This window comes from Methylobacterium komagatae, from assembly GCF_042661665.1.
GTDB lineage: Bacteria > Pseudomonadota > Alphaproteobacteria > Rhizobiales > Beijerinckiaceae > Methylobacterium > Methylobacterium komagatae.
The window spans coordinates 974994-1000203 of record NZ_JBHSWN010000001.1; the positions used below are offsets into that span (position 1 = coordinate 974994).

At 67.5% G+C, this 25210-nt stretch carries 21 protein-coding genes and 2 pseudogenes; 14 read left to right on the top strand and 9 right to left on the bottom strand.

Going from position 1 to position 25210, the window contains the following annotated elements; translation table 11 throughout:
• Genes ACFQE0_RS04820 through ACFQE0_RS04835 form a run of 4 tightly spaced genes read right to left on the bottom strand, consistent with a single transcriptional unit; the run spans position 1 to position 2042 of the window.
• Complete coding sequence (locus tag ACFQE0_RS04820) at positions 1-645, bottom strand: branched-chain amino acid ABC transporter permease (RefSeq protein ID WP_378975269.1); 645 nt, start codon at positions 643-645, stop codon at positions 1-3.
• Positions 594-872 (bottom strand): ABC transporter permease subunit, encoded by a 279-nt coding sequence (locus ACFQE0_RS04825; RefSeq protein WP_378967600.1) that lies wholly within the window; start codon positions 870-872, stop codon positions 594-596. The genes ACFQE0_RS04820 and ACFQE0_RS04825 overlap by 52 nt, the downstream gene beginning before the upstream one ends.
• Positions 873-879: 7 nt before the next feature.
• Positions 880-1650, bottom strand: coding sequence for an ABC transporter substrate-binding protein (locus tag ACFQE0_RS04830; RefSeq protein WP_378975271.1), 771 nt, complete (start codon positions 1648-1650; stop codon positions 880-882).
• Entirely contained in the window at positions 1647-2042 is a 396-nt protein-coding gene (locus ACFQE0_RS04835) for an ABC transporter substrate-binding protein (RefSeq protein ID WP_378967602.1), read from the bottom strand. Before ACFQE0_RS04835 ends, ACFQE0_RS04830 begins: the two co-directional genes overlap by 4 nt.
• Before the next feature lie 284 nt (positions 2043-2326).
• Here ACFQE0_RS04835 and ACFQE0_RS04840 point away from each other — a divergent pair, with 284 nt between their 5' ends.
• The 5 genes and pseudogenes from ACFQE0_RS04840 to ACFQE0_RS04860 all read left to right on the top strand — a co-directional run bounded on the left by ACFQE0_RS04840 (position 2327) and on the right by ACFQE0_RS04860 (position 9247).
• Positions 2327-4408: a 3-hydroxyacyl-CoA dehydrogenase NAD-binding domain-containing protein gene (locus ACFQE0_RS04840; RefSeq protein ID WP_378967605.1), complete on the top strand. Its 2082-nt coding sequence runs from the start codon at positions 2327-2329 to the stop codon at positions 4406-4408.
• Positions 4409-4451: 43 nt separating this feature from the next.
• A pseudogene (locus tag ACFQE0_RS04845) lies at positions 4452-5638 on the top strand (acetyl-CoA C-acyltransferase).
• 5 nt (positions 5639-5643) lie between these two features.
• A complete protein-coding gene (locus ACFQE0_RS04850; RefSeq protein WP_378967607.1) occupies positions 5644-6825 on the top strand; it encodes an acyl-CoA dehydrogenase family protein in 1182 nt (393 codons plus the stop codon).
• Between the two features lie 13 nt (positions 6826-6838).
• Positions 6839-7993 carry an acyl-CoA dehydrogenase family protein gene (locus ACFQE0_RS04855; protein WP_378967609.1) on the top strand — a complete coding sequence of 385 codons (1155 nt, stop codon included), beginning with the start codon at positions 6839-6841 and terminating at the stop codon, positions 7991-7993.
• Between the two features lie 25 nt (positions 7994-8018).
• Positions 8019-9247: pseudogene (locus ACFQE0_RS04860) on the top strand (acyl-CoA dehydrogenase).
• Positions 9248-9313: 66 nt separating this feature from the next.
• Here the strand turns inward: ACFQE0_RS04860 and ACFQE0_RS04865 are convergent.
• Positions 9314-9802 (bottom strand): hypothetical protein, encoded by a 489-nt coding sequence (locus tag ACFQE0_RS04865; protein ID WP_378967612.1) that lies wholly within the window; start codon positions 9800-9802, stop codon positions 9314-9316.
• 169 nt (positions 9803-9971) lie between these two features.
• The gene (locus tag ACFQE0_RS04870) at positions 9972-10181 is read right to left on the bottom strand and encodes a hypothetical protein (protein WP_378967614.1); all 210 of its coding nucleotides are present in this window, start codon (positions 10179-10181) and stop codon (positions 9972-9974) included.
• A gap of 154 nt (positions 10182-10335) precedes the next feature.
• Here ACFQE0_RS04870 and ACFQE0_RS04875 point away from each other — a divergent pair, with 154 nt between their 5' ends.
• Positions 10336-11040, top strand: a complete 705-nt coding sequence (locus ACFQE0_RS04875) for a sigma-70 family RNA polymerase sigma factor (protein WP_378967616.1) — start codon at positions 10336-10338, stop codon at positions 11038-11040.
• A gap of 239 nt (positions 11041-11279) precedes the next feature.
• Positions 11280-11489: a hypothetical protein gene (locus ACFQE0_RS04880; RefSeq protein ID WP_378967618.1), complete on the top strand. Its 210-nt coding sequence runs from the start codon at positions 11280-11282 to the stop codon at positions 11487-11489.
• 12 nt (positions 11490-11501) lie between these two features.
• On the opposite strand, the gene ACFQE0_RS04885 is transcribed toward ACFQE0_RS04880, so the two are convergent.
• The gene (locus ACFQE0_RS04885) at positions 11502-11798 is read right to left on the bottom strand and encodes a helix-turn-helix domain-containing protein (protein WP_378975273.1); all 297 of its coding nucleotides are present in this window, start codon (positions 11796-11798) and stop codon (positions 11502-11504) included.
• A 222-nt stretch (positions 11799-12020) separates the two neighbouring features.
• Between ACFQE0_RS04885 and ACFQE0_RS04890 the strand changes: the two genes are divergently transcribed.
• From ACFQE0_RS04890 to ACFQE0_RS04900, 3 genes are all read left to right on the top strand, one after another.
• Positions 12021-13784 carry a type I secretion system permease/ATPase gene (locus ACFQE0_RS04890; protein WP_378967620.1) on the top strand — a complete coding sequence of 588 codons (1764 nt, stop codon included), beginning with the start codon at positions 12021-12023 and terminating at the stop codon, positions 13782-13784.
• Positions 13785-13847: 63 nt separating this feature from the next.
• The gene (locus ACFQE0_RS04895) at positions 13848-15131 is read left to right on the top strand and encodes an HlyD family type I secretion periplasmic adaptor subunit (protein WP_378975275.1); all 1284 of its coding nucleotides are present in this window, start codon (positions 13848-13850) and stop codon (positions 15129-15131) included.
• A gap of 84 nt (positions 15132-15215) precedes the next feature.
• A complete protein-coding gene (locus tag ACFQE0_RS04900) occupies positions 15216-17864 on the top strand; it encodes a hypothetical protein (protein WP_378967623.1) in 2649 nt (882 codons plus the stop codon).
• An 87-nt stretch (positions 17865-17951) separates the two neighbouring features.
• On the opposite strand, the gene ACFQE0_RS04905 is transcribed toward ACFQE0_RS04900, so the two are convergent.
• Positions 17952-19919, bottom strand: coding sequence for a methyl-accepting chemotaxis protein (locus ACFQE0_RS04905; RefSeq protein WP_465264057.1), 1968 nt, complete (start codon positions 19917-19919; stop codon positions 17952-17954).
• A 338-nt stretch (positions 19920-20257) separates the two neighbouring features.
• Here ACFQE0_RS04905 and ACFQE0_RS04910 point away from each other — a divergent pair, with 338 nt between their 5' ends.
• The 4 genes from ACFQE0_RS04910 to ACFQE0_RS04925 all read left to right on the top strand — a co-directional run bounded on the left by ACFQE0_RS04910 (position 20258) and on the right by ACFQE0_RS04925 (position 24617).
• Positions 20258-21250, top strand: coding sequence for a DUF808 domain-containing protein (locus ACFQE0_RS04910; RefSeq protein WP_378967625.1), 993 nt, complete (start codon positions 20258-20260; stop codon positions 21248-21250).
• Positions 21247-22218, top strand: a complete 972-nt coding sequence (locus tag ACFQE0_RS04915) for an NAD(P)H-binding protein (protein ID WP_378967627.1) — start codon at positions 21247-21249, stop codon at positions 22216-22218. The genes ACFQE0_RS04910 and ACFQE0_RS04915 overlap by 4 nt, the downstream gene beginning before the upstream one ends.
• A 46-nt stretch (positions 22219-22264) precedes the next feature.
• Positions 22265-23026, top strand: a complete 762-nt coding sequence (locus ACFQE0_RS04920) for an SDR family NAD(P)-dependent oxidoreductase (RefSeq protein WP_378967629.1) — start codon at positions 22265-22267, stop codon at positions 23024-23026.
• Positions 23027-23738: 712 nt separating this feature from the next.
• Positions 23739-24617 (top strand): 2OG-Fe(II) oxygenase, encoded by an 879-nt coding sequence (locus ACFQE0_RS04925; RefSeq protein ID WP_378967631.1) that lies wholly within the window; start codon positions 23739-23741, stop codon positions 24615-24617.
• 185 nt (positions 24618-24802) lie between these two features.
• Here the strand turns inward: ACFQE0_RS04925 and ACFQE0_RS04930 are convergent, their stop codons facing one another.
• The gene (locus ACFQE0_RS04930; protein ID WP_378967634.1) at positions 24803-25192 is read right to left on the bottom strand and encodes a response regulator; all 390 of its coding nucleotides are present in this window, start codon (positions 25190-25192) and stop codon (positions 24803-24805) included.
• Between the last annotated feature and the right edge of the window lie 18 nt (positions 25193-25210).

Genomic DNA, 25210 nt, shown 5'->3' on the forward strand with positions numbered 1-25210 from the left:
TCAGCCGCGCCGGGCGCGTGCGCCGAACAGCCCGTTCGGCAGCAGGAAGAGGACGAGGAGGAACAGCACCATCCCGGCGAGCTCCTGAAGCGCGGAGCTCGCCAGCGTGACGGTGAGTGCCTCGGTGACGCCGAGGAGGATCGCGGCCAGGAACACGCCGGGGATCGAGCCGACGCCCGCGAGCACCGTGACGATGAACGCCTTCACGGTCAGCGCATGACCAACCGCCGGTTGCACCACGCTCATCGTGTAGAGCGCCACGCCCGCGAAGCTCGCGAGCGCGCCCGCGACGAGGAACGAGACCAGCTCGGTCCGCACCGGGCTGATGCCCATGAGCTTGGCCGCCGCCCGGTTCGACGAGACGGCGCGCACGGCCCGCCCGTACCAGCTCTTCTTGAGCCACCACCACAGGGCGACCATCAGCGCGAGGCTGACGCCGAAGGCGACGATCTCACCGTTCATGGCATAGACCGGTCCGACCGAGGTCGCGTCCTGCAACACCGGCGAGGAGGTGGTGCGCACGTCGCTGGCGAAGGCCAGGAGGATCGCGTTCGTCAGGATGATGCCGATCCCGAAGGTCAGGATCAGCGAGTTCAGCCCCGGTGCTCGCGGATGCGGTCGATCATCAGGAACAGAACGGCGCAGACCGCCGTGACCACGAGGAGCGCCAGGGGAATGGCGTAGTAGGGATCGAGCCCCGCACGGGCCTCGACCACGTAGGCGCAATAGGCGGCGAGCAGGACGAGCTCGCCATGGGCGAGGTTGATGATCCGCATCGCCCCGAAGGAGAGGGCGAGGCCGAGCGCCACGAGGGCGTAGACGCTGCCGACGAGGAGCCCGGAGAACAGGGCCTGGAGGATGAGATCGGTCATTCCCGCCTCACCAGGGCAGGCCGGGGAAGACGATCTCGCCCGTCGCGGCGGCCGCCGGGGAGACCAGCACGACCTTGCCCGCACGGTGCTGGCCCATCGCCACGGAGAAGCGCGGGTTGTCGCCGGTAGCGTCGAACTGGACGGGGCCGAGCAACGTCTCGCGGTCGGTCTTGCGCATGGCATCGGGCAGGCCGCCGGACTTCAGTGTGCCGGCATCGGCCGCGCGGGCAATGGCTTCCGCGAGGATCGTGGTCTCCACGAAGCTCAGGGTCGAGAGGTACTCGATCTCCTTGTTGTAGGTCTTCTTGTAGACCTCCGCGAAGCGCTTGCCCTCTTCGTCCTTCATCTCGACCGGGAAGGGCAGGAAGGACGTGCCGACCACGTTGTTCATCAGGTCGGGAAACTCGGCATACATCTTCGGGGTAGCGAGCGACCACGCGCCGACGACCAGCTTGACCGGCGGCTTCAGCACCTTGGCGGCGCGGATGATGCCGACATAGTCGTTTTCGTAGGCCGACATCATCAGGATGTCCGAGCGGTCCTGCAGCTTCACCTTGTTGATGATCGGCTTGAAGTCGGTGATCGCCGGGTCGAACTCGTGGACCGTGACCTTCACGCCCTTGGCGGTCAGGTCCTTCTGCAAGCCCTTGGCGAGCAGCGCCGGGGCCTCCTTGGTCGAGGCCAGGATCGACACGGAGGTCGGCTTCAGGGTCTCGAGCAGGGTGCCGATGCCCCGCTGGTAGCCCGCGTTGTTGTTGATGCGGAAGAAGGTCTTCAGGCCCCGCGCCGTCGCTCGTCGCTGACCGCGCCCGCCGTGATGTAGGTGGTGTTGAGCCGGTTCGAGGCGTCCGAGGCCGGGCCGATGATGTTCGAGCCGTAGCCGCCGACCACGGCCACCGCGCCGTCCGAGACGAGCTTCTCCACCGCCGACACCGCCTTGGCAGGCGTGCTCTCGTCATCGATCACCTGGAGGCGGATCTTGTGCTTCTCGGAGCGGGCGTTGAACATCTGGATCGCCACCCGCATGCCTTCGTCGAAGGCCTGACCCGAGCGGGCCAGCGAGCCGGTCAGCGGCATGTGAGCCCCGACGAGGATCTCGTCGGCACGGGCCCCCGCCCCCAACATGGTGGCGATGGCGATCGACGCGGCCGCGGCGGCTCTGCGAAGCATGCGGGTTCCTCCCTGGGCGCGGCCCGTCATGACGGTAGCGCGCGTGTTTCATCCCGTGCGTGGGTTCTGACGACCCTCGTCCACAGCGAGACCGCATGGCGGCCTCGGCGGATGCGCCTTCGCACGCCCGCTCCGAATTTGTCAATCGAAAGCGGTTCAATGTTCTGCATGACGGAACAAGTCTGTTTCAAACGCCACGATTTTCGCCGCTAGACTTGACAAACGTCGCGCCCCGACCCGACATGCGGCCACAAATGCAAACCGATATTCTGCAGTGCAGAACGATGGGAGGGACCGTGGTTCGTCAGGAGATCCTGGGCGGCGTCGCCGTGCTCACGCTGTCGAACCCGCCGGTGAACGCGCTGGGCCATGGCCTGCGCGCGGCCATCGATAGCGCGCTGGAGGCGGCGCTGGCGAATGACTCCGTGCGCGCCGTGGTGCTGGCGGCGGAGGGTAAGGTGTTCGTCGGTGGAGCCGACATCTCCGAATTCGGCACGCCCCCACGCGCGCCGCTGCTGCCGGACGTGCTCGACCGCCTCGACGGTGCGGGCAAGCCGGTCGTCGCCGCAATCTATGGGGCGGCCCTCGGCGGCGGTCTCGAACTCGCCCTCGCCTGTCACGCGCGGGTGGTCGGACCCAAGGCCAAGCTCGGCCTGCCGGAAGTGAAGCTCGGGCTGATCCCCGGCGCGGGTGGCACGCAGCGCCTGCCGCGCCTCGTCGGCCCCGAGTCCGCTTTCGCCATGATGCTGAGCGGTGAGCCTGTCGATGCCAAGAAGGCCGTCGCGATGGGCCTCGCGGATGCCCTCGAGACAGGCGACCTCGTGGAGGCGGCGCGCACGCATGCGCTCAAGCTAGCCGAAGGCGGCGCGCCGGTGCGGGTCCGCGACCGGGGCGAGCGGCTGGACCCGGCGACACGCGCAGGCTTCGAGACCAAGGCGACCGAGGCAGTGAAGAAGGCGCCCGGCCAGCCGAACGTGGCGGCGCTGGCCGACGTGGTCCGCGCCGGGTTCGACCTGCCCTTCGAGGAGGCCGTGAAGACGGAGCGCACCCGCTTCCTCGCGCTCGTGGACGATCCGCGCTCGAAGGCCCTGCGCTACGCCTTCTTCGCGGAGCGCGAGACCGCGCGGGTGCCGGGCCTGTCCAAGGAGACCCCACGGCGGGAGATCGCGTCGGCGGCCGTGATCGGCGCGGGCACGATGGGCGGCGGCATCGCCCTCTGCTTCGCCAATGCGGGCATTCCCGTCACCGTGATCGAGACCGAACAGGAGGCCCTGGACCGCGGCTTGGCGCGGATGCGCGCCACCTACGCCTCGTCCGTCAAGCGCGGCTCGCTCAGCGAGGCGGCGATGGAAGAGCGGCTGGGCCGTATCACGGGCGCGGTCGGCCTGGACAACGCGGCACAGGCCGACATCGTGGTCGAGGCGGCCTTCGAGGAGATGGGCATCAAGGAGACGATCTTCTCCGCCCTGTCGCGGATCGCCAAGCCCGGCGCGATTCTCGCCACCAACACGTCCTATCTCGACATCGACCGGATCGCCGACGCCACGGACCGGCCGGGCGACGTGCTCGGCCTGCATTTCTTCAGCCCGGCCAACGTCATGCGCCTCGTGGAGGTGGTGCGGGCGGCGCGCACGGCGCCGGATGCCCTGGCCACGGGCAACGACCTCGCCCGGCGGCTCGGCAAGCTGCCGGTGACGGTCGGCGTCTGCTTCGGCTTCGTCGGCAACCGCATGCTGGCCCGGCGCAGCGCGGCGGGCGAGCGCCTGCTGCTCGCAGGCGCCCTGCCGCACGAGGTCGATGCGGCGGTAACGGAGTTCGGCTTCCGCATGGGGCCTTTCGCCATGAGCGACCTCGCCGGGCTGGATATCGGCTGGCGCACCCGGAAGGCCACCGGCGGCAAGGCCCCGGTCGCCGATGCGCTCTGCGAGGCGGGTCGCCTCGGCCAGAAGACGGGTAAGGGCTTCTACCTCTACCCCGAGGGTGCCCGGACGGGCTCGCGCGACCCCGAGGTCGAGGCGCTGATCGAGCGAACCTCTGCCGAGCACGGCATCACTCGCCGCAGCTTCTCGCCGGATGAGATCGTCGCCCGGCTGATGCTGCCGATGGTCAACGAGGGCGCGCGCATCCTCGAGGAGGGCATCGCGGCCCGCCCCGGCGACATCGATACGATCTGGCTCAACGGCTACAACTGGCCTGCGTGGCGCGGTGGGCCGATGCATTGGGCCGACAGCCTCGGCCTCGCTGCGGTGGCGGCCGATCTCGACCGCTTCGCTGAAGAGAGCGGCGACGAAACCTTGCGCCCCGCGCCGCTGCTCGCCCGGCTTGCCCAGGAGGGCAAGCGCTTTTCCGATTGGGGTGGCCGGTGAATCCCGCTTCCGCCCGCACCGCAACTTCGCTCACGAGATCCCGATGACTGACGCCGTGATCGTCGCCACCGCTCGCACGCCCATCGGCAAGGCGCATCGCGGGGCGCTGAACCTGACCGGCGGGGCCGACCTCGCCGCCCACGCCATCCGCCACGCCCTCGGCAAGGCGGGTGTCGAGCCCGAGGCCGTCGAAGAGGTCGTGATGGGCTGCGGCTACCCGGAAGCGGCGACCGGCGGCAACGTCGCCCGGCATGCGAGCCTCGTCGCGGGCATCCCGGTCCAGTCGGCGGGGGCCACGGTCTCGCGCTTCTGCGCCTCGGGCCTCCAGGCCATCGCGGATGCCGCCAAGCGCATCCGCCTCGATGGCGTGCCGGTGGCGGTGGCGGGCGGCGTCGAATCGATCAGCCTCGTCCAGCCGCAGGTGCGGCGCGAACTCACCCGCAACGCGTGGCTCGAGCGGAACCTGCCCGAGATCTACATGCCGATGATCGAGACCGCCGACATCGTGGCGGAGCGGTACGGCATCTCGCGCGAGGCACAGGACGAATTCGCCCTGATGAGCCAGCAGCGCACCGCCGCCGCTCAAGCCGCCGGGCTGTTCGATGACGAGATCGTGCCGATCACCGCCACCATGGCCGTGACCGACAAGGCGACCGGCGAGACGAGGCAGGTCGAGACCCGCCTCGCCAAGGACGAGGGCAACCGGCCCGAGACCACCTTGGACGGCCTCGCCAAGCTCAAGCCCGTGCGCGGCGAGGCCGCCTTCGTCACGGCGGGCAATGCCAGCCAGCCTCCGACGGCGCGTCGGCCTCCGTGCTGATGTCCGCCGAGGAGGCCGCGCGCCGGAACCTCAAGCCGCTGGGGATCGTGCGCGGCTTCGCAGCCGCCGGGTGCGGGCCGGAGGAGATGGGCATCGGCCCGGTCTTCGCGGTGCCGCGTCTCCTCGAGCGCAACGGGCTCTCCGTGGACGATATCGGCCTTTGGGAGTTGAACGAGGCCTTCGCCTCGCAGTCGATCTACTGCCGCGACAAGCTCGGGATCGACCCGGACAAGGTCAACGTCAACGGCGGCGCGATCAGCGTCGGCCATCCGTTCGGCATGTCGGGCGCCCGGCTGGTGGGCCATGCCCTTCTGGAGGGCCGCCGCCGCCGTGTGCGCTACGCGGTCGTCACCATGTGCGTGGCCGGCGGCCAGGGCTGCGCCGGCCTGTTCGAGATCGAGGGGGAGTAAGACCCATGGATCTGCGCTTCACACAGGAAGAGGCTGATTTCCGCCAGGAGGTCCGCACCTTCTTCCGCACCGAGATTCCCGCCGAGATCCGCCGCAAGATCTCTGAGGGGCGCTCCCTCGCGCGGGAGGATTACGTTACCTCGCAGCGGATCCTGAACGCCAAGGGCTGGGCCGTGCCCCATTGGCCGAAGGAGTGGGGCGGGCAGGATTGGGATCCGATCCGCCGCTACATCTTCATGGAGGAACTGATGCAGGCGGCGGTGCCGCTGCCGCTCCAGTTCAACTGCTTCATGGTGGGCCCCGTCATCGCCGCCTTCGGCAACGAGGAGCAGAAGAAGCGCTTCCTGCCGCGCATCGCCAACCTCGACGATTGGTGGTGCCAGGGCTTCTCCGAGCCCGGCGCGGGCTCCGACCTCGCCTCGCTCAAGACCAAGGCGGTGCGCGACGGCGACCATTACGTCGTCGATGGCCAGAAGACCTGGACCACGCTCGGCCAGTATGCCGACTGGATCTTCTGCCTCGTGCGCACCGATCCGGCGGCGAAGAAGCAGGCCGGCATCTCCTTCCTGCTCATCGACATGAAGACCCCCGGCATCTCCGTGCGCCCGATCATCACGATCGACGGGCGGCACGAGGTCAATGAGGTGTTCTTCGACTCCGTGCGCGTGCCGGTCGAGAACCTCGTCGGCGAGGAGAACAAGGGCTGGGACTACGCCAAGTTCCTGCTCGCCAACGAGCGCACCGGCATCGCCCGCATCGGCCTCACCAAGGAGCGTGTCGCTCGGGTGAAGCGGCTGGCGAAGGAGACGCCCGCCGGCGCCGGGACGATGTGGGACGAGCCCGATTTCCGCAGCCGGGTGGCGAGCCTGGAAGTGGAGTTGAAGGCGCTGGAAATCACCCAGATGCGGGTGGTCTCGGCCCAGGGACGCCGCGACGCCTCGAAGCCCGACCCGGCCTCCTCGATCCTGAAGATCAAGGGCTCGGAACTGCAGCAGATGGCGACCGAGCTGCTGGTCGAACTCGCGGGTCCCTTGAGCTTGCCCGCGCCCGTGGCGAACGACGTCGATGCCCTCGGCTGGGAGGCCTTCGCCGCGCCGACCTACCTCAACACCCGCAAGGTCTCGATCTACGGCGGCTCGAACGAGATCCAGCGCAACGTGATCGCCAAGGCGATCCTGGGGCTCTGAAGGAGTTTTCGCGATGGATTTCGACTTCACCGACGAGCAGAGCCTGCTGAAGGACAGCGTGACCCGCTGGGCCGCAGACCGCTACGGCAGCCTCGAGCAGGTCGAGGCCGCCCGCCGCAAGCCGCCGGGCTTCGATGAGGGCGCGTGGGCGCAACTCGCCGAACTCGGCCTGCTCGGCCTGCCCTTCTCGGAAGAGGATGGCGGCTTCGGCGGCGGGCCGGTCGAGACCATGATCGCCGTCGAGGCGCTCGGCCGACATCTCGCCCCGGAGCCCTACCTTGCGAGCGTGGTGCTCGGCGGCGGCGCCCTGCGGCTCGCCGGCATCGCCGCGCAGCGGGAAAACCTGGTCCCCGGCCTCGTGGAGGGGAGCCATCGCCTCGCCTTCGCCCATGGCGAGCGTCAGGCCCGCTACGACCGCGCGGACGTGGCGACCACGGCTCGCCGCGAGGGCGACGGCTTCCGGCTCGACGGGGCCAAGGCCGTGGTTCTCAATGCTGACGCGGCGCAGACCCTCGTGGTCAGCGCGCGCACGGCGGGCGGCCAGCGGGACGAGGCGGGCATCAGCCTGTTCCTCGTTTCCGCCGACGCCCCCGGCCTGACGATCAAGCCCTACCCGACACAGGATGGCGGCCGGGCGGCCGATCTCGTGCTGGACGGTGTGACGCTTACCCCCGACGCGCTGCTCGGCGAGGCCGATGCGGGGCTGCCCGTGATCGAGCGGGTTCTGGACGAGGGGATTGCGGCCCTGTGCGCCGAGGCCGTCGGCGTGATGGAGGCGCTGCACGCGCTGACCGTCGATTACCTGAAGACCCGTAAGCAATTCGGCAGCGCGATCGGCGGCTTCCAGGTCCTGCAGCATCGCGCCGTCGATATGCTGATGTCGCTGGAACAGGCTCGCTCGATGGCCCTTTACGCCACCATGATGGCGGGGTCCGATGACGCGGCCGAGCGCGCTCCGGCGGTCTCCGCCGCGAAGGTGCAGATCAACCGCTCGGCCCGCTATGTCGGGCAGGAGGCGGTGCAGCTTCACGGAGGCATCGGCATGACGCTCGAGTATCTCGGCGCCCACCTGTTCCGCCGTCTCGCCACGATCGAATACCTGCTCGGCGACACGCCGTACCATCTGCGCCGGGTGAGTGCCGCTGGCGGCCTCCTCGGCGCCGCCTGAACCGAACGAACCGGGAGATCCGCCCATGAACGCTCCGATCCGCCCGCCGGGCTCCGCCGCCCCCGACGCCCCGCCCTCCGCCCGCTTCGTCTGGGACGACCCGTTCCTCCTCGAAGAGCAGCTGACCGAGGACGAGCGCGCCATCCGCGACGCCGCGCAGGACTTCGCCCGTGAGCGCCTGCTGCCCGGTATCGTGGACGCCTATGCGAACGAGAAGACCGATCCCGGCCTGTTCCGGGAGATGGGCGAGCGGGGCCTGCTCGGTGTCACCCTGCCGGAGGAATATGGCTGCGCGGGCGCATCCTACGTCGCCTACGGACTGGTGGCGCGGGCGGTGGAATCCGTCGATTCCGGCTACCGCTCGATGATGAGCGTGCAATCCTCCCTGGTGATGTACCCGATTTACGCCTACGGATCGGAGGATCAGCGCCGGAAGTACTTGCCGAAGCTCGCCTCGGGCGAATGGATCGGCTGTTTCGGTCTGACCGAGCCGGATGCGGGCTCGGACCCGGCGGGAATGAAGACCAAGGCGGTCAAGACGCCAGGAGGCTACCGCCTGACCGGCGCCAAGATGTGGATCTCGAACGCGCCCTTCGCCGACGTGTTCGTCGTCTGGGCGAAGTCGGAGGCGCATGACAATGCGATCCGCGGCTTCGTTCTGGAGAAGGGCATGAAGGGCCTCTCCGCGCCGACCATCAAGGGCAAGCTCAGCTTGCGCGCCTCGACCACGGGCGAGATCGTGATGGAGGATGTTGAGGTCGGCGAGGACGCGCTGCTGCCGAACGTCTCCGGGCTCAAGGGTCCGTTCGGCTGCCTCAACCGGGCACGCTACGGCATTTCCTGGGGCGTCATGGGCGCGGCCGAGGATTGCTGGCGCCGGGCGCGGGACTACACGATGGATCGCAAGCAGTTCGGCCGACCGCTGGCGCAGACCCGCTCGTCCAGAAGAAGCTCGCCGACATGCAGACCGAGATCGCGCTGGGCCTCCAGGCCTCGCTGCGGGTCGGGCGCCTGATGGACGAGCACAAGATGGCGCCGGAGATGATCAGCCTGATCAAGCGCAACAATTGCGGCAAGGCCCTCGACATTGCCCGCGTCGCCCGGGACATGCACGGCGGCAACGGCATCATGGGCGAGTACCACGTGATGCGCCACGCCCAGAACCTCGAGACGGTCAACACCTACGAGGGCACGCACGACGTCCACGCCCTGATCCTGGGCCGGGCGCAGACCGGGTTGCAGGCGTTCTTCTGAAGCGACATCCCCCGCCTGCCTGGCACCGCGCCGGGCAGGCGGAGACGACAGGGCCCGCGACGTCGCCTATGATTTGCCCTGGATCTTCCACGTGGCCTTGTGCGGCACGAGCACCATCGGCCGCGCGCCTTCGGGCACCTTCATGGCCTGGAAAGTATAATCGGCAGAACCGGTGATGCCCTGGTACTTGCCCGTGCCGCCGACGAACACGTGTTTCCCGCTCTTGGAATTGGCCTCGAAGGTCGAGAAGACCTGATCGCCGTCCTTGTCGGTATCGATGCAGCTCCCGCGATTGACCACATCGCTGCCGGTGATCTCACGCATCCCGAGGCACCGTGTGCCCATGTCGTTGAAGGGCGCATCGCCCGCGTCGTTGCGCGTGATGCCGGCACTTTCATAGATCGAGACGGTGCGCTCGCCCATCTTCATCGGCGTCGCCGAGATGTTGACGTAACTGGTCGTATAAGCTGCACTCCCCTCTTTCGGGAATTCCTGAGCATAAGCAGCAGAGCAATAGAGAACCATAACGACAGACGTTAGATATCTGCTCATCATCGCTTCCTCCACTGGCGTATCATATTCTTCCGATGTTGCACCTCATGCAGAATCGCCTGCATTTCAGCATCGGAAATGATGCACAGGGCGAAACAATCCATCAAGATTTGAAACCGCGCATTTCCGGCGTCAATTTACAAGACGCGGCAAGTCTTATCGAGAACTTGGCTTAGCCCTGACCCATATCCGGCTCGTCAAGGCGCACCAGCGCGACGCCGCAACTGGCCAGCGCGGCGCGCAGATCCTCCACGCAATCCTCGGCCTCCGCGAGCGTGAGCATCCCGCCCCGCCAATATCGGGTACCGGAAGCCGCCACCACGGCCACCGCGAACCGGCCGTCGGTGCAATCGACGATGCTGTAAATGACCCGGCGCGCCATCCGCCCCTCTGTTGGCCTGCGGGGCCCTTGCAACGCCACCGGCCGAGGGATCGATCCGCGGATCACGCGAGTTAGAGTTTCACTGTACACCGGATGGGCCGGTCGGGGCGACGTGCCCCGGGCCCGTGAGTGAGAGGGGCGTCGGTTGGGCCAGATGCTGCTAGACAGTGTTCTCGACGAGGTTCATCTGAAACGGAGGATCGCGGCCAAGCGCGCGATGCTGCCCCTTTCCGTGCGGCAGCAGCTCGGGCTTCAGTTGCAGGCGGCCTATCAGGCGCTCGTCCCGCAGGATCCGCCGGAACACTTCCTCGGCCTCATCGCCAATCTCGACGTGGCCCTGACCGCCAAGGCCGATGCATGCAGCGCGGCTTTTCGCGATGGCTTGATGGCGGCCGTTCCGGCTCTCCAGACCTATGCCCAATCCCTCGTGGGGAATGCGTCGCGGGCCGACGACCTCGTGCAGGAAGCGCTCCTGAAGGCTTGGGCCAACCAGGACCGCTTCGTGCCCGGCACCAAGCTGAAGGCGTGGTTGTTCACGATCCTGCGCAACCAGTTCTACAGCGAATGTCGGCGGGCGAGGCGCGAAGTCGAGGATGTCGACGGCACGATCGCGGGCCAGCTCGCCACGCCCGCGCCCCAGGAACACGGCTCGGACCTGCAGGTGGTCCTCTCGCGCATGGCGCAGCTTCCGGCGGCACAGCGCGAAGCCCTGCTGCTCGTCGGTGCGCAGGGGATGACCTACGAGGCCGCCGCCGAAGTCCTGGGCTGCCAGACGGGCACGGTGAAGAGCCGGGTCAGCCGAGCCCGCGCCTATCTATGCCAGCATCTGGCGCCCCCTGCGATGCCCGCCTCGCCCTGAGCCCGATATCGGAGAATGGATCGCGGCGATCGATCGGGAGCGCGCCCAGACATTCCCCGTCTCAACCTATGATAAGGCGCCCTACAAAATTGGCAGGCGCCGAGAAAATCCGGCCCCGATATCCACACCGGGGCCAACGTGAAGACGCTTATACAGCGAAAGCAATAGCTTGAACTTCGGCTTTAGACCTCGCATGACAGGGGCCGTCTTCGGTTCGACCGCTATTCCCCTCCCTGCTGATGGCTCGCCGCGCATCCTATCGGATCACCGAATGCCCCGACGGACGTTTCACCATCACGGTGACACTGGCTGGCGGCGGCACGCATACGCGTGACGGGCTCACGAGCCCGGCGGCGGTGGAAGAGGCGCTGGCGCTCCTGCGCGACCTCATGACGGCCTGCGGGGCCTGCCTCGTCGAGGAACCGACGCTCGGTCTCGCGGCGGAATGAACCGGCAGGCGCTTATTCGCCGAACAGGATCTCGTAGGTCTGCGGATCGTAGAAGCGCATCAGGCTCGTGACGAAATCGCGAACATCGACGCCCAGCGCCTCGGCCCACACGCGGTAGCGGTCCGGGGGAACGCGGCCACGTCCGGTCTCCAACTGCGAGATGAAAGTGTAGTACTCGGCGCCGACCTGCGCGGCGAGTTGCCGTTGCGACAGGCCCCGCTTCTCGCGCAGCTCCTTCAGGAACCGGCCGCCCTCGCGGCGCAGCTCCTGCACCTCCTCCGAGCCGAGACGTTGCTGGTGGACGTACAAGCGTTGGATCTCCCGCCACCGCGCGATCAAGACTGCCACCGGAGTGTACAGTGATGTCTATATGTGTCGGCGGAAGGGAAGGTCCAGACGGCTGACGTCGATACAACCTTGGAATGGAAAATCTCTGCTCTAAGATGCATGAGCGCGCGGAGCGGATCGGGCGTGTAGCCGGACGCGGCTCGATCGGTCTTTCGGGCTCCAGCTCGCGCGCAGGGAGACGCCATGAGCAATGGTGCGACCGGGTCTGTCTTGAGGGATAGTCTGGGCGCGATCCGGCCCGTCTTGTCGACGGTGTTCGTCTTCGCCTTCTTCACGAACCTGCTCTTATTCGCCGCGCCCCTGTACATGCTTCAGGTGTACGACCGCGTCCTGCTGAGCCGGAATGAGGCGACGCTCCTCGGTATCACTGCGATCGCGGCCCTGGCGCTCGCCGTCTATGCCCTTCTGGAAATGCTGCGGTCGCGTCTGCTGGTCCGGGGCGGGGTGATCTTCGATCGTGCGGTCGCCGGGCCGGTCTTCGCCCTCGTCCACCGGGTGAGCCTGCTGCGTCCGCAGGCGGGGCAGGAAACGATCCTGCGGGACGTCAATGTCCTGCGCGAATTCCTGACGGGCGGCGCGCTGCTGGCGCTCTGCGATCTGCCCTGGGCCTCGCTGTTCCTCGTCGCCTGCTTCATCCTGCATCCCTGGTTCGGCTGGATGGCGCTGATCGGAGGCGCGACGCTCCTCGGACTCACGCTCCTCACCGATCTCACCACGCGGCGCCCCCTGGACGCGGCGGGCCACGCCGCCCGCGAGGCCGGGGACCGGGCGCGCGCGACCTTCCGCAGCGGCGAGGTGTTGCGGGCAATGGGGATGCTGGGCGCTCTGCAAGCACGTTGGCACCGGCGCCACGAGGAAGCGATCCTCCTGCAGGCCCAGGCGAGCGACCGCGCCGGACTCCTCGCGGCGGCGACGAAGTTCGCCCGGATGTTCCTTCAGACGATGGTGCTGGGGCTCGGCGCCTATCTCGCGATCCATCGCGAGATCTCCGCCGGCTCGATGATCGCGGCCTCGATCATCATGGGTCGGACCCTGGCTCCGATCGAGGCCGTGGTCGGCCATTGGAAGTCCTTTACGGCCGCCCGCAGCAGCTATGCGCGGCTCACCGACCTGATGTCACGCGCCGGTTCGGAGCCGGAGCGCGTGGCGCTGCCACGTCCGCGCGGTCTCATCGAAACGGACAACCTCGTCGTGACGGCGCCGGGCTCGACGAAGGCCATTCTGCACGATGTCAGCCTCCGGCTGCCGCCCGGCAGCCTCGTCGGCCTCATCGGTCCGAGCGCCGCGGGAAAATCGACCCTGGTCCGGGCGATCACCGGCATCTGGCCCGCCGCCTCCGGCACGGTGCGCATCGACGGCTCGGACCTGCGCCACTGGGATCCACAGGCGCTCGGCCAGCATGTCGGCTACCTGCCGCAGGATGTCGAGTTGTTCGACGGCACGGTCGCGCAGAACATCGCGCGGTTCGGCCCGCAGGACGATGCCGCGATCGTATCGGTCGCGCAGCGGGCGGGATGCCACGATCTGATCCAGGCCCTGCCGGACGGCTACAACACCCGCCTCGGCACCGGCGGGCACGGGCTGTCCGGTGGCCAGCGGCAGCGCATCGCGCTGGCCCGCGCCATGTATGGCGAACCGAGCCTGATCGTCCTCGACGAGCCGAATGCCAGCCTTGATCAGACCGGCGAGACCGCCCTGATGGAGGCGATGGCCGACCTCCGGGAGCGCGGAACGACGGTCCTCGTCGTCACGCACAAGGTCGGCCTGCTGACGGGAGCCGATCTCATCCTGATGCTGGAGGCCGGAACCCTGCGCGCCGCGGGACCGCCGGAGCAGGTCCTGGGACAGCTCGCCGGCCCCCGTCCGGTCCCGGCGCTGGTCAAGGCCAGCCCCACCGTGCTTCCCGAGGACCGGCGCGTGGCCGAGCCCCAACGGAGTGCGGGCTGAGCCATGAGGACGCAAGCCGCCTCAACCCTCGTGATCGCTCCGCTGCCGGGCGCGGGTGGCGCGATGGCCGATTGGCGGCGCTACGCCATCGCGGGCTACGCCCTCATCGCCGCGTTCTTCGGCATCGTGGGCCTCTGGGCGGCCTTCATCCGCCTGGACCGCGCCGTCGTCAGCCCCGGCGTCGTCGTCACCGAAAGCAGCCGCAAGGTCGTCCAGCATTTCGAGGGCGGCATGGTCCAGGCGATCCTCGTGAAGGATGGCCAGCTCGTCCGGTCCGGGGACGTGCTGCTGCGGATCGACCCCCTCCAGTCCCAGGCGAGCGCGGACCTGTTCCGTAACCAGCTCGACGCGGCCCTGGTGCTGGAAGCGCGCCTTCAGGCCGAGCAGGACCAAGCCGACGCCCTGCGCTTGCCCGCCGAGTTGACCGCGCGCCGCGGCGAGCCTGCCCTCGCCCGCATGATCGCGGACCAGACCGGCGAGATGGCGGAGCGGCGCAAGACGCTCAAAGGGCAACTCGGCCTCATCGATGCCAAGGTCACCCAGCTCAGAACCGAAATCTCCGGCCTCGCCGTCGAGAAGGCCTCGGTCGAGGCGCAGGTAGGGTTCATCCGTCAGGAACTCGAAGGCCTCCGCAGCCTTCACCAGAAGAACCTGATCCCCCTGTCGCGCCTCCTCGTCATGGAGCGGGAGCGGACCCGGCTCGAGGGCGTGATCGGGCGTTCGGTGGCAGAGCGGGCGAAGGCCGAGAACGCCATCAACGAAGCGGGGCTCCAGATCACCCAGTTGAAGCAGAAGCTTCAGGAGGCGGTTACGGCGCAGCTTCTGGAGACGCGGCAGAAGATCGGCGAATTGCGCGAGAAGCTCGTCGTCGCGCAGGACGTGTTCCGCCGCCACGAGATCCGCGCCACGCATGAAGGGGTGATCCAGGGGCTCAAGGTCTATGCGATCGGGCAGGTCATCCGGTCGGGCGAGCCCCTGATGGAGATCGTTCCGACCACGGATCGCCTCGTCATCACCGTGCAGTTCTCGCCCAACGATCTCGAAACCGTCCGGGCGGGGATGCGGGCGGAGATCAAGTTCCCGAGCTTCCAGGCCCGCCGTACGCCGACCCTGTTCGGAACGCTCGCGACGGTCTCGCGGGACCGGCTCGTCGATGACGGGACGAAGCAGCCCTATTTCGCCGGCACGGTCGAGATCGACGAAAACGCGCTTCCGGTCGAGGTCAGGCATCGCCTGCTCGCGGGCCTCCCCGCCGAGGTGGTGATTTCGGCCGGGGAGCGGACGGCGCTCGAATACCTCTTCGCCCCCTTCTTCGACGCGATGGGACGCGCCTTCCATGAACGCTAGAGCGCCCAACGGCGAGATAGCCACCGGATCGGCGCAGAGCCCCGCTCGCGAGGGCGCACCACGCATGACGAGAGCGAGCGGACGATGAGCGCGGTCATTCCCTTCGTTCGCCCGGCATCACGTTTGGCCGATTGGTCGCAACAGGAGCTGGCCGAATTCTACCGCGTGGAGGCCGCCCTCATTCGCGCCGGGATCGGCATCGCCAGCGACCACGGCCTCAGCGACGAGGGTGAGCCCTGGTTCGTCTTCTGCCGTCCGGACGGCGATGCGATCATGCATTTCGCCCGGATCGACGGCAGCTATCTGATCGCCTCGGACGTGCTGGACCACCCCGTGCGCGGTGCGGATTTCCGAGCGCTGATCGACCAGATCGCGCGGCTCCATCCCCATCTCCTACCCATCCCGGCGGCGGTCGCGGGGACGAAGCTGGTCGTGCATCCGGCGGCCCTGCTGGCTGCGCTGGTGGCCGCAGCCGCCCTGATCCTGTCCTCCGAGGACGCTCATGCGGGGGAGATCGAGCTGGGACTCGCCCACGTCCCACCGGACAACCCGTCCGATGGCGGCGGGACCGCGCCCGACCAAGCGCAGCCCACCAGGGCGAAAGGCACGGCAGGACCGGGCGAGCAGGGCAACGGCCGCATACAGTTCGAGGCGATCATCCTCTCCACGATGATCTTCGCGGCGGAAGCCCTGGCGAGCGACCATGGCCAGGGGAGCGCGGATCTCGGCCAAATCCTGTCGGATCTGGCAAGCGCCGCCGGACATGCCATGACCCAGGGCGATCTGGCGTCGGGACTAGGCAGTGGGGCTGCGGCCGGGACCGGCGCCACCGCCACGATCCAGCCCGGAATTCTGACCGCACAGGGCAGCGGCTTCAGTCAGGACACCGCCTTCACGGCGGGCAGGACCGATCCGGCCCCGTCGATCCGGATCGATCTGCCCAGCGACAGGCCACCCCCTGCGGTCCGCGAGGCAACACACACCACGCCGGGCATCGGTACCGAGGCCGGGCTCACGCGGGTCGCCGCCGAGACCGGAGCGGTGGGAACGAGCGGTCAACAGAACGCGGCGACCGGACATGCCGAGGCCACCGTCGCTCCGTCGGCCGGATCCGTGGCGGATGGCAGCGACCCGCGCGGCAACGCCCCCCAGCCGTCGGCGTCAGAGCCGACCACATCCTCGCGGCTCGCGGAAGCCGCCCCATCCGACACGGGATCGGGGACGGCCTCTCAGGCGCGGGTCCTTGCGCTGGGGCAGACCGAGACAGGCCGCGTCGCGGCCGTATCGGTGCTGCGTGAGGGGAATGACCGGGGCAGCGATCAGGGTCGTGGCGCACAGGCCGAGGCCGCCTCGGCGGAGGGTCCGAAGGCCGAGCGAGCGGACGATGGCCCCAGCCGTGGGCCGGGTCGTTCCGGACAGGGCGATCTCCCGGGTCCGGACGCTGCATCGTCCCCGGCGAAGGTCCCAACAACGGCGCCGGGCCAGGGCTCGGAAAAGGCCGCAGGTGGCCAGGAAAAGGGCCCCGGAAACGGACCCGGCGAGCACGGCCCGGGGACTTCCTCCGAGATAGGGGCCGCTCATGCGACGTCGCCATCGTCCGGTCCTTCGCATGGAAATTCGGACGAGGCGGCTTCGCGGAACGCGGCGCCGGAGAACGCTGCAGCCCCCGCTCCCGTAGCCTCCCAGGCCTCTCTCAAGGCGAATGCCGCGGATACCGGGGGCGGGCCGACATCTCACGGGCAGAACCCCAACGCGGCCGATCAAGCGCCGTCGAGCCATAAGGGGGATGAGCCCGCACGGGCGCAGGATCACTCGGGCTCGGGTCCATCATCCAGTTCAGCGGACCAGACCGGGCCCGGCAAGCAAGACGCTTCCCGCGCGGATCAGAACACGTCCGAACACGGTTCGCCATCGTCGGGCGGTCGCCACGACGCGACGGACCACGACGCCGCGACACAGGGCGGTTCGGCCCCACAGGACGTTCCGTCGTCCCAGGCGAGGGTGGCTGCGACATCGTCCGGCCAGGACCCGGAAAAAGTCGCAGGCGGGCCGGAGCAGAGCCAAGGGCATGGTCCCTCGTCCGAGCACGGGCCGCCGGGCCAGAAGGGGGACGAGCAAGACCATTCCGGTCCCAAGACCTCAGCCAACTCGGCGGACCAGACCGGGCCGGGCAAGGACGATGCGTCCCACCCGGGTCAAACCCAGCCCGAACCGGACAAACCCTCCCAAGGCGCGAGCCACGACGCGGCGGACCACACGGCCGCCGTCGGCCCGCCTGCGACGCATGGCGGTTCGGCCCCTCCGGCCGAGACCGGTCCTGAGACCGCTGGCGCCACCGGGTCCGCCCCGCAACACGCCGATCACGGAGCGAAGGGGCCTTCCGCACACGCGTCCGGCGCGGAGGCTCAGCCTTCCCCCGATGACGGCGCGGCTGTTCACACCACGGCCGTTCCCGCCCACGATCAGGCCAGCCCGGCGGGCACGGGCAAGCCCACCCCGTCCGATCCGGCCGAGGCGAGCACGCCCCAGCCCGCCTTCCCCCGCGCGGCCATCGATGCGCACGGAAATCTCGTCTTCCACGGCGACACCCCGCCGGACGCATCGCCCGCGGCCCATGGACCCCAGGTCGGCTCAGGCGCTGGCCCCGAGATCCCGCCGGAGCATCCGCATGTCGGCCTCGTGGGCCTGCCGGATCATGGGCACATCGTCCACGATCTGTATCACCACGGCTGAGATCACGTCGCTTCGTCGTCTTTGCGGGCGAAGCGAAGCCATTCGGGGATGACGGAAATCCTGTAGCTCAAGGCGCCCCAGGGCCGCTCAGGCCGCCTGTCTGGCTCGCCCGGCCGCCCTGGACCGGAACTGAGCGTTGATGGCCGCACCGGCGCGATGGCGGGTCTCGCACTCGAAGCGGCGCCCGTCCTCGAGGGCCAGCACGAACCGGTCCGGGATCTGGTCCGGGCGAGCGACGTGCAGACGCGCGCCGCCCTCGGTCAGGTCGCGGACCGAGCAACTTACCCTCTGGCCGTCCCACAGGATCTCGGCCGGAAGGAACACGCGTGCGCGGCGCTCGGAGCGTCGCTCCTCCATGCCGTCCGTCCAGTCGTCCAGGCTCGTGCCGATGCTGGACACGCCGCTGGCCGCCTGCCGCATCCTCGCGAGGATATCGCCCGTGGCGCGCTGCTGCTCGCCCGTCGCGGCGCTGACGCCCTCGACATGCGTGCTGATCGTGCCGATGGCCGAGGTGATCGAGGCCAGGGTGTTCGCGACCTCGGCGGACACCGCCTGCATGCCGACGACCTCCCCGCCGATCCGTGCCGTCGCGGCGGCGGCTTGCCCGGCCAGTTCCTTCACCTCCGTCGCGACGACGGCGAAGCCCCGTCCGGCTTCGCCCGCCCGCGCGGCTTCGATCGTCGCGTTCAACGCCAGCAAGTTGATCTGCTGCGCGATGCCCGCGATCATCGAGGCGACGCCGCCCATGGCGCTGGCTGCGGATTTCAACCGTTCGGTCGCGGCGTCCGCCACGTCGGCGCGACTGTGGATGTCGTCCACCGCCTCCTTGGATTGAACCATGGAGTGGGAGATCCCGGCCGCAGCGGCGTTCATCGCTTCGACCGAGGCCGTGATGGCCTGGAAGTGTTCGAGCGTCTGCTCCGCCGCGTTGATCGCCACGGAACGCGCCGCCATGTTGGCCGTGACGTCGGTGGCATACTTGACGATCTTCGTCAGGCGCCCGTTCGGGTCGAAGATCGGGTTGTAGCTCGCCTGGATCCAGACGGGGCGCCCGCCCTTGGCGAAGCGCTGGAACATGCCGGTCGAGAACTCGCCCCTGCGCAGCCGCTCCCAGAACGCCGCATAGTCCGGGGATTGCGCGTAGTGGGCGTCCACGAACATCGCGTGCGGCTGACCCCGCACCTCCTCGATCCCGTAGCCGACCGTCGCCAGGAAGTTCTCGTTCGCGTTCAGCACCGTGGCATCGGGGGCGAACTCGATCACCGCCTGGGACCGGTTCACGGCGGCGAGCTGGCCCGTCGCATCGGCGGCATGGAGCTTCTGCCGGGTGATGTCGCTCGCGAACTTCACCACCTTCACCGGCACGCCATCACGGTCGCGGATCGGGTTGTAGGTCGCCTGGATCCAGATCTCGCGACCGCCCTTTGCGATGCGCCGGAACTCACCCGAGGCGAACTCGCCCCGGCCGAGGCGCTCCCAGAAGCCGCGATACACCGCCCCGGCCTGCTCGGCGGTGTCCACGAACAGGCTGTGGTGGCGCCCCCGGATCTCCTCGACCCTGTAGCCGACCGCGTCGAGGAAATTCGCGTTGGCGGTCAGGATCGTGCCGTCGAGGGCGAACTCGATGACCGCCTGGGAACGGTGGAGGGCGTCGAGCTGCCCATCGTGATCGAGGGTGCGAAGGACCTGAGCGGTGACGTCGGAGGCGAATTTGACCACGCGCGTGACGCGTCCCGCCCGGTCGAGGACGGGATCGTACGTCGCCTGGATCCAGACCGCCCGCCCATCCTTGGCGATGCGCTTGAACTCGCGCGTCTGCGCCTCGCCGCGCCGGAGCGACTCCCAGAAGAGCCGGTACGCGTCGCTGTCACGTTCGGCCTCGGCCACGAACATCGTGTGACGCCGCCCCACGATCTCGGCCAACGTGTAGCCCATGAGATCGAGGAAATTGGCATTGGCGACTTGGACGGTGCCGTCCGGGGAAAACTCGACCCTCGCGCGCGATCGATCGAGTGCGGCCATGAGCGCACGAAGATCGGCATCGAAAAGCGGCACGTGGTGTTTCCTCGTTCGGGCCTTGGTCCCTTCGTTTCTAATTACAGAGCGATTCTTAAAATACGATCACATCAAGAAGAGCGCGATATTCGACGTATGGTTGTATACCCAGGCTAAAAGACACGAATCTGCTGCCGAGACAGGTTCCGTTGCACACCGGCGCGGACCCGATTCATCTCATAACGCCATGTTTTAAAAGGACGCTCGATTTCGGCCCACGGCACTCCGGCTTCCGGTCATTGGCGTGCCCCGGACAGCCCGTCTCGTTCTTCTCGCGGATCAAACTTAGGTGAAGTACGTCTGTATGGGGGGATCCAACCCCGGCAAGGAGAGACTGCGTGAGCGTCGGATTGATTGCGCTGCTCGACGATGTCGCGTTCATGGTCAAGACGGCGGCGGCCTCCCTGGATGATGTGGCAGGTCAGGCCGCGCGAGCGGGGACGAAGGCGGCCGGCGTCGTCATCGACGATGCCGCCGTGACGCCGCGTTACGTCGTCGGGTTCGCGGCCGAGCGCGAATTGCCGATCGTGGGCAAGATCGCCCTGGGGTCGCTGCGCAACAAGCTGCTGTTTCTGCTGCCGGGCGCCCTGGCGCTCAGCGCCTTCGCACCCTGGGCGATCACGCCGCTTCTGATGCTGGGCGGCGCCTACCTCTGCTACGAGGCGGCCGAGAAGGTGTACGAGGCGCTCGTGCCCCACCACGCCCCTCACGACGAGGCCGAGGAGCAGGGCGTCGCCGGAGGCGACCAGGCACGGGAAAACCGGCGGGTGGCGAGCGCCATCAAGACCGACTTCATCCTCTCGGCCGAGATCATGGCGATCACCCTGGCCGCCCTGCCGGAGGGCAGCTTCTGGATGCGCGCGACCGTGCTTGCCATCGTCGCCGTGGGGATCACCGTGGGCGTCTACGGTGTGGTCGCGCTGATCGTGAAGGCCGACGATGCGGGCCTCGCCCTCGCCCGCAGCACCGCGACGGGCGCGTTCGGAAACCTGATCCGTGGGCTCGGACGGGGAATCGTCAGGAGCATGCCGGTGCTGCTCAACATCCTGTCCATCATCGGCACCGCCGCGATGATCTGGGTCGGCGGCGGCATCCTGATGCACGGGCTCGAAGGCTATGGCCTCCCGCAGCCCGCTCATGCCGCCCACGAGGCGGCCGTCGCGGCGTCTTCCTTCGTGCCGTTCGCCAAGGCCTTCGTCGAATGGCTGGTCACGGCGGCGGTGTCGGGTGTGATCGGGCTGGTCGTCGGCGGCCTGCTGATCCCGCTGACGAGCTTCGTTCTCGCGCCGACCTGGAAACGGCTCCAGGGCCTGCGCCCGCGTCCGGCATGACGCCGCGCCGCGTTCTCGTTCTGGGGGCGACCGGCACGATCGGACGGGCGACCGTGCGTGAACTGGTCTCGCGTGGCCGTGAGGTCGTCTGCCTCGTGAGGCACCGTTCCGATGCCGCCCGACCCCGCGTTCCGATAGGCGCCACCGAGCGGTTGGTGGATCTGGGCGACCCGGACTCGCTGGCGCGCGAGGGCCTCCGCGGCGAGCCGTTCGACGCGCTGGTCTCGTGCCTCGCCTCGCGCACCGGATTGCCCGAGGACGCTTGGGCGATCGATTACCGCGCGCATGTTCATGCCCTGCACGCGAGCCGGGCGGCGGGCGTGGGGCATGTCGTGCTGCTGTCGGCGATCTGCGTCCAGAAGCCGATCCTCGCTTTTCAGCACGCCAAGCTTGCCTTCGAGCGCGACCTGATCGCCTCGGGGTTGGACTATTCGATCGTGCGGCCGACCGCCTTCTTCAAATCGCTGTCTGGTCAGATCGAGCGCGTGAAGCGGGGCAAGCCGTTCCTCGTCTTCGGAGACGGAACCCTGACGGCCTGCAAGCCGATCAGCGACGACGACCTGGGTCGCTACCTCGCGGATTGCCTCGATGACCAGGGGCGGCGCAATCGCGTCCTGCCTATCGGAGGACCGGGCGAGGCGATCACCCCGAAGCAGCAGGGCGAGCGGCTCTTCGCCCTGCTGGGTCGCGAGCCGCGCTTCAAGCATGTTCCCGTCGCGCTGCTGGATGGGATCATCGCCACCCTGGCGGTGGTCGGGCGATGGGTTCCGTCACTGGCGGCCAAGGCCGAACTCGCGCGGATCGGCCGCTACTACGCGACCGAATCCATGCTCGTGCTGGACCCCGCGACCGGGCGATACGATGCGCAGGCCACCCCATCGACGGGGTCGGAGACGCTGTTCGACTATTATGCGCGCGTGATCCGTGGCGAAGCGTTCGCCGAGCGCGGCGACCACGCCGTGTTCTGACGGTCTATCGAGAGAAGCCGCGGATCGCCGGATTCGGGAGGGTGTCGTGAAGGTTCAAGGGATCGCTGCGGTCGTCACCGGCGCCGCCTCGGGCTTGGGTGCAGCCACGGCGCGGGCGCTGGCGGCGGCGGGGGCCAGGGTCTCGCTGCTCGACCTGAACGCGGACGCCGCCGAAGCCACCGCGCGGGAAATCGGCGGCCTAGCCCTTTCCTGCGATGTCGCCGATGGGGCGAGCGCGGAGGCGGCGATCGCCCGCGCCGCGTCGGAGCACGGCGTCGCCCGCATTCTCGTCAACTGCGCCGGCATCTGCCCCGCCGCGAAAGTCGTCGGGCGCCATGGACCGGCCTCCCTCGATGCCTTCTCCAAGGTCATCCAAATCAACCTCGTCGGCACGTTCAACATGATGCGTCTGGTGGCGGCGGGCGCGGCCAGTCTCGACCCCCTGGAGGGCGGGGAGCGGGGCGTCCTCATCTCCACCGCCTCCATCGCGGCCTACGAGGGGCAGATCGGGCAGGCGGGCTACGCCGCGTCCAAGGCCGGGGTCGTCGGCCTGACCCTGCCGGTCGCCCGGGAACTGGCGCCGCTGGGCATCCGCGTCTGCGCGATCGCACCGGGCCTGTTCGAGACGCCGATGGTCCAGGGCCTGCCGGAGGAGGTTCAGGCGAGCCTCGGTGCGGCCGTGCCTTTCCCCTCCCGCTTTGGCCGTCCCGACGAATACGCTCACCTCGTCATGGCGATCGTTGCGAACCCGATGCTCAATGGCGAGACCATCCGCCTCGACGGCGCGCTGCGCATGCAAGCGCGGTAGCCAGCGAACCCGGACGCTCTTCGACGGTCGGCGGGCGTTCGAGCCGCTCGACTGAACGGCCGTCGACCGGCGGGACGGGACGCCCTGGCCGCCCGGGCGCGACAAGGCCCACGACGTCCTCTACGCCCGCATCCATGATCCGAAGCGAACGCCACGTCGTACCGCTACTCAGAATGACGTAGCTGGTATACTCAAGATATATAAATTATATTGCGACAAGACGCAATCGGACTCACTATACAATAGATATTTGCCTCATTTATCAGTGTAAAAATATATCTCCTAAGACAGGTAATTTCAGAAAGTCAAAAGTCACTCCCGTGAGAAGGTTTAGAGCGCACCATAGTGCCCGTTTCTATTAGCACCTGTTGCAGATATGATTCGAAAATCTTGCACCTCTGCTCACCATTCTTTCACAATAACGACAGCAACAAGATTATTTATTGCCGCGCTCTTTAGTGCCTAATACTTCAGTAATATCCGATACGTTCGCAAGAGCAAGACAGAAAAACATCAGGTATTTTCAACCGGTATCCGGTTTTTGCAGTGCGTCAGAGATTAACTGAAAACTCAACGCATTTGAATCAGACTTGCGATAACGTCGACTCCGTGATTACAATTCATACCAGTATTAACGACAGTGATCCTGGGCGAATGGGCGCGCCTTGATTGCCGTCTGGTACTATACGTAATTTTTGCTGAGAGGCATGTTATGCTGAACCTAGCATCGCGAGAAATAGCTTTTGATTCTGCGTCCAACCTCATCAAGATCCCAACCGACGCAGCCGCGATTGCTCGTTTGAACAGCGAGTTCCAGAACGCTCAGCCGTGGCCCTCGATCGTCCTGGACGATTGCCTGAACGTGACCCCCGACCAGATCGAACAGGATTTTCCGGATTGGGATTGGAATGGCTGGGCCACCACCACGGAAGCCTATCAAAATCAGAAGCGGAACTGCGCCGACATCAGCAAAATGCCCTCGCTGATGCAGCGTATCATTCGAGAGTTGAACGAGCCGAGATTCTTAAGGTTTGTCGAGCAACTGACCGATATTCGCCCTCTGATACCCGATCCTTATCTGGATGGTGCAGGGCTTCATTCGAGCGGAGCCGGTGGGATTTTGACCCCACACACCGACTTTCACGTTCTGGAAAACCTGAAGCTGTTCCGGCAGATCAACATCATCCTGTACCTCAATCCCTCATGGCAGAAGGAGTGGGGCGGCAACCTCGGCTTCTATAAGAAGGGCGACAAGATGCCGACCAGAGAGGTCGTCCCGGCCTTCGGCCGGATGGTCGTCTTCCGCACCGATCATAATAGCGTTCACGGCTTCACACAGCCCATCATTCCGGGCAAGAGAAGGAATTCAATAGCCCTCTTCTACTATACCTCCGAAGACTCCGCCGATTTCAGTGGCGACACCACGACCTATTGGCAGGAGCACGGCGAAATGGGTTTGGTCGGCAACGTCCAATTGCAGCTGTACAAGAGGCTCCTGGCGGCATCGACCTTCTGTTCGAAGGCTGCCCATGCCTTCAATCCCCATACCGGCCGGTGGCGTCGCCAGTCGAAGGGGTTGGCGCGCAAGTAAATCGAGACGAAGCGATCGGCGCGCGGCGCAACGCGTGTCCATCCGGACTCGACGCGCCGTCGCGAAGCGAAAACCGTAGGGCTGGTGGCCCGATGACCTCGGGCCACCAGCCCACACGCCCTTCGGGTTGAGATTAGCACCCTATCCGTCGCCGCTGGACGACGGGACGGCAAGGGCCGTGGGGATCAGTGCGTGATCCGCGCGGCGATGTCATTGAGGGCGTTCACGATGTCGTCCGGCGAGTAGGGCTTGGGGAAGAACAACCCGTTCTCGGGCAGATCCTCCTTCGTCACCTTTCGCCGCCCGGACGTGATGAGGATGGCCACCGGCGGCCAGCGATCCCTGACGGCGTGGGACAGCGTCAGCCCGTCCATCGAGCCTTCCATCTCGATGTCGGTGAACAGGACGTGGATCTCGGAGTGGCGCTCGAGACAGTGGATCGCTTGGTCCGCGTTCCTGGCCTCGTAGGCCGTGAAGCCCGCTTCGATGCAGAGGTCGACCGCCTCGGCGCGCAGCAGGGCATCGTCTTCCACGACGAGAACAGCGATGCGGTTCGGGTGCAATGCTTGGCCCATCCTACGCGACTCGCCCCC

Excerpts from the sequence above, each read along its gene's own strand:
- ACFQE0_RS04855 (WP_378967609.1), top strand. The coding sequence starts at position 6,839 with ATGGATTTCGACTTCACCGACGAGCAGAGCCTGCTGAAGGACAGCGTG.
- ACFQE0_RS04925 (WP_378967631.1), top strand. The coding sequence starts at position 23,739 with ATGCTGAACCTAGCATCGCGAGAAATAGCTTTTGATTCTGCGTCCAAC.
- ACFQE0_RS04890 (WP_378967620.1), top strand. The coding sequence starts at position 12,021 with ATGAGCAATGGTGCGACCGGGTCTGTCTTGAGGGATAGTCTGGGCGCG.
- ACFQE0_RS04825 (WP_378967600.1), bottom strand. The coding sequence starts at position 872 with ATGACCGATCTCATCCTCCAGGCCCTGTTCTCCGGGCTCCTCGTCGGC.
- ACFQE0_RS04895 (WP_378975275.1), top strand. The coding sequence starts at position 13,848 with ATGGCCGATTGGCGGCGCTACGCCATCGCGGGCTACGCCCTCATCGCC.
- ACFQE0_RS04865 (WP_378967612.1), bottom strand. The coding sequence starts at position 9,802 with ATGATGAGCAGATATCTAACGTCTGTCGTTATGGTTCTCTATTGCTCT.
- ACFQE0_RS04875 (WP_378967616.1), top strand. The coding sequence starts at position 10,336 with ATGCTGCTAGACAGTGTTCTCGACGAGGTTCATCTGAAACGGAGGATC.
- ACFQE0_RS04930 (WP_378967634.1), bottom strand. The coding sequence starts at position 25,192 with ATGGGCCAAGCATTGCACCCGAACCGCATCGCTGTTCTCGTCGTGGAA.
- ACFQE0_RS04880 (WP_378967618.1), top strand. The coding sequence starts at position 11,280 with ATGGCTCGCCGCGCATCCTATCGGATCACCGAATGCCCCGACGGACGT.
- ACFQE0_RS04840 (WP_378967605.1), top strand. The coding sequence starts at position 2,327 with ATGGGAGGGACCGTGGTTCGTCAGGAGATCCTGGGCGGCGTCGCCGTG.
- ACFQE0_RS04900 (WP_378967623.1), top strand. The coding sequence starts at position 15,216 with ATGAGCGCGGTCATTCCCTTCGTTCGCCCGGCATCACGTTTGGCCGAT.
- ACFQE0_RS04915 (WP_378967627.1), top strand. The coding sequence starts at position 21,247 with ATGACGCCGCGCCGCGTTCTCGTTCTGGGGGCGACCGGCACGATCGGA.
- ACFQE0_RS04835 (WP_378967602.1), bottom strand. The coding sequence starts at position 2,042 with ATGCTTCGCAGAGCCGCCGCGGCCGCGTCGATCGCCATCGCCACCATG.
- ACFQE0_RS04850 (WP_378967607.1), top strand. The coding sequence starts at position 5,644 with ATGGATCTGCGCTTCACACAGGAAGAGGCTGATTTCCGCCAGGAGGTC.
- ACFQE0_RS04870 (WP_378967614.1), bottom strand. The coding sequence starts at position 10,181 with ATGGCGCGCCGGGTCATTTACAGCATCGTCGATTGCACCGACGGCCGG.